Source organism: Candidatus Symbiopectobacterium sp. (genome assembly GCF_020054415.1).
Taxonomy (GTDB): domain Bacteria; phylum Pseudomonadota; class Gammaproteobacteria; order Enterobacterales; family Enterobacteriaceae; genus Symbiopectobacterium.
This window is the reverse complement of sequence record NZ_JAHWCO010000250.1, coordinates 1-3775: the sequence shown is the minus strand read 5'-3', so window position 1 is coordinate 3775 and position 3775 is coordinate 1. Positions and strand designations below refer to the sequence as shown.

At 54.3% G+C, this 3775-nt stretch carries 3 protein-coding genes; all 3 read right to left on the bottom strand.

Annotated features, from left to right (window positions below; genetic code table 11):
• Nucleotides 1–142 precede the first annotated feature (142 nt).
• Nucleotides 143–877, bottom strand: a complete 735-nt coding sequence (gene rlmB, locus QZ506_RS07315; protein ID WP_291970093.1) for a 23S rRNA (guanosine(2251)-2'-O)-methyltransferase RlmB — start codon at nt 875–877, stop codon at nt 143–145.
• 61 nt (nt 878–938) lie between these two features.
• Nucleotides 939–3401: a ribonuclease R gene (rnr, locus tag QZ506_RS07310; RefSeq protein WP_291970091.1), complete on the bottom strand. Its 2463-nt coding sequence runs from the start codon at nt 3399–3401 to the stop codon at nt 939–941.
• Nucleotides 3402–3520: 119 nt separating this feature from the next.
• On the bottom strand, nt 3521–3775 hold a 255-nt coding region (locus tag QZ506_RS07305), incomplete at its 5' end, for an integrase core domain-containing protein (RefSeq protein ID WP_291970089.1).

The window sequence follows — 3775 nt, the reverse complement described above, 5'->3', positions numbered from 1 at the left end:
AATGTGCTGCGGGCGTACGCCGATGGCCACTTTACTCGATGGAAAACGGATCTGGGCAGAAAAGAATCTGAACCAGATGTAATCTGACAGACACCTGTATAAATAATCGGTAACTGTCAGATCAGGTCTGAGCTAGTACAGGTTACGCCAGACGCTGTCTCACCGCTTCAAACAGACAAACACCGGTCGCAACCGAAACGTTAAGCGACGAAACGCTACCGGCCATTGGGATGCTGATCAACTCATCGCAGTGTTCACGCGTCAAACGACGCATCCCTTCCCCTTCCGCGCCCATAACCAGCGCCAGCGGTCCAATCAGCTTGCTTTGATAGAGCGTGTGGTCTGCTTCACCCGCGGTCCCGACGATCCACACTTGATTTTCCTGCAGCAAGCGCAGCGTACGCGCCAGATTGGTCACGCGGATCAAAGGCACATTTTCCGCTGCCCCGCAGGCCACTTTTTTCGCGGTGGCATTGAGTTGCGCAGAACGATCGCGCGGCACAATGATCGCATGCACCCCGGCGGCATCCGCGTTACGCAAGCACGCACCGAGGTTGTGAGGATCGGTAACGCCATCCAGTACCAACAAAAACGGCTGTGCTACGCTTGCCAGCAGATCCGGCAGATCGTTTTCCTGATACTGACGCCCCTCTTTGACGCGCGCCACGATCCCCTGATGCACGGCCCCTCCAACCTTGCTATCCAACCATTGACGATTCGCTACCTGAATCACAATGCCATTAGCTTCCAAGGCCGCGATCACCGGTTGCAAGCGGCGATCTCCACGCCCTTTGAGGATGAAGACTTCCAGAAAACGCTGTGGATCGCGTTCTAACAGGGCGTTGACTGCGTGGATACCGTAAATAATTTCGCTCATTGATACTCTTCAAACGTGGTGTGTTAACGAACGGCGGAAGCTCCTCCGTTCGCTGCGGGCATTACTGTGCAGCGTTCTTTTTACTGGCGCGTTTCGCCTTGGCGGCGGCGGCGATTTTACGCGTTTTTTCGGCGTTTTTCTGCGCCTTGTCGGTCTTTTTCTTCTCCTTGGCCTTTGCTTTCACCTTATCGGGCGCAGCCTTTTTCCCTGCTCTATCGTCCTTGCGAAACGCACTGTCAGGCTCAAAATTAGCCGTTTTCTTACCACCGCGCCGTGCTGGCCGCGCCTCACGGCGCTCCGGTTTTTTCGCCTTGTTGTGTGCAGTCTTGCCTTCACCGCGCACTTTGCGTGTGCTGGAGAGCAGAGAGAAATCGATATTGCGTTCGTCCATATTGACGGCTTCCGCGCGAATTTCGACCTCATCACCCAGACGATAGACCTGCCCGCTCGATTCACCGATCAAGCGTTGGCCCACATTGTCATAACGGTAGTAGTCGTTATCCAGCGTCGAGACATGCACCAGACCATCGATAAACAGATCGTTGAGACGCACAAAGAAGCCAAAGCCGGTTACGCTGGAAATAATCCCGGTAAAAGATTCACCGACGTGATCCTGCATAAAGTCACATTTCAACCAGTCGGCGACATCGCGCGTGGCTTCATCCGCCCGCCGCTCAGTCAGCGAACAATGCATGCCCAGTTGCAGCATCTCATTAAGATCGCTGTGCCAACCGCCAGTCGGCGTCCAACGTTCACGACGATCGCTCAGCAAATACTTGATGCCACGGTGCAGTGACAGATCGGGATAGCGGCGAATCGGCGACGTAAAGTGACCGTATGATGTCAGCGCCAGACCAAAGTGACCGCGATTTTCCGGATCGTAAATTGCCTGTTTCATGGAGCGCAGCATCATGGTTTGCAGCATTTCATGGTCAGGGCGATCCGCCACCAGCGTCATCAGTTCTGCATAATCTTTGGGTTCCGGCTTCATACCGCCTTTCAGCGTCAAACCAAGCTCACCCAGCACTCTGCGCAGTGCCAGCACATGGTCTTCACTCGGGCGATCATGCACCCTGAACAGTGCAGTCTCCTGATTTTTCTCAACGAATCTGGCCGCCGAGATATTGGCCAGAATCATGCACTCTTCAATCAGTTTGTGCGCATCGTTACGCACCATCGATTCCACGCGTTCGATACGGCGTTCCGCGTTGAAGATAAACTTCGCTTCTTCGGTTTCAAAGGCGATGCCGCCGCGCTCTTCACGCGCTTTTTCCAACACCTGATACATCTTGTGCAGCTCTTCCAATCCGCCAACCAGCGGCTGGTAATGCGCACGCAGTTCCGCATCGCCCTGCAACATATGCCACACCTTGGTGTAGGTCAGGCGCGCATGGGAGCGCATCACTGCTTCGTAGAATTTGTATGTCGTCAGCTTGCCGGTCGCAGAAATGGTCATCTCGCACACCATACACAGCCGATCCACGTCCTGGTTCAACGAACACAGGCCGTTCGACAGCACTTCCGGCAGCATCGGCACCACTTGTGAAGGGAAATAGACCGAGGTACCACGCGCCCGTGCTTCATGATCCAACGGCGTATTGGGACGCACGTAATAGCTGACATCAGCAATTGCAACCCACAGACGCCAGCCGCCACCGCGTTTTTTCTCGCAGTAGACCGCATCGTCAAAATCGCGCGCGTCTTCACCGTCAATCGTCACCAGCGGCAGCGAACGCAGATCGACGCGCCTTTTTTTCGCACTTTCCGGCACCTGTTCGTTGAAATCTTTGATCTGTTCTTCGACCTGCTTCGACCAGGTGTGCGGGATATCGTGGGTGCGCAGTGCGATATCCACCGCCATGCCGGTACCCATTTTATCGCCTAGGATCTCAACAATCTTCCCAATGGCTTTGGTACGGCGCGTGGGACGTTGCGTTAACTCAACCACCACCATGTAGCCCATACGGGCGCCGTTGATGTTCTCTTGCGCGATAAGAATATCGAAGCTCAGGCGGCTGTCATACGGCACCACAAACCCCATACCGGCATCGAGGAAGTAGCGACCGACAATCTGCCCGGTACGCGGTTCCAGAACCCGCACGATACGGCCCTCACGCCGCCCTTTGCGATCGGTACCCAGCGGTTGCGCCAGCACCACATCGCCATGCATAGTGCGTTTCATCTCTTCAGCCGACAGGTACAAGTCGTCCTTGCGCCCTTCTACACGCAGGAAACCAAAACCATCGCGGTGGCCGATCACCGTGCCACGCAGCAAATCCAGTTTTTCCGGCAACGCATAGCATTGGCGGCGGGTGAACACCAGTTGACCGTCACGCTCCATCGCGCGCAAACGACGGCGCAGCGCTTCTTGCCGCTCTTCCGTAGTGAGTTCCAAATCGGCAGCCAGTTCATCGCGGCTAATGGGCGTATTGCGTTTTTCGATGTGAGCCAGAATGTATTCGCGGCTGGGGATGGGTGATTCGTATTTTTCTGCTTCTCGTTCCAGGAATGGATCTTGGGACATTGCGGTTCCTCCGTTGTCTTCAGCAGAAGGCTGAACCGACTTCATTCAACCAACAATAATTTGTACTAGCTCAGACCTGATCTGACAGTTACCGATTATTTATACAGGTGTCTGTCAGATTACATCTGGTTCAGATTATTTTCTGCCCAGATCCGTTTTCCATCGAGTAAAGTGGCCATCGGCGTACGCCCGCAGCACGTTTTTCCCTGATGAGTTCGCTCATTATTGTAATTCCACAACCAGTTGTCCAGATCTACCTGCAGGCTTTCCAGGTCTCCATATAACTTCTTGCGGAACGTAACATGATAAAAATCCTGCAAAATGGTTTTATGGAAGCGCTCGCAGATGCCGTTCGTCTGCGGAGACATCGCCTT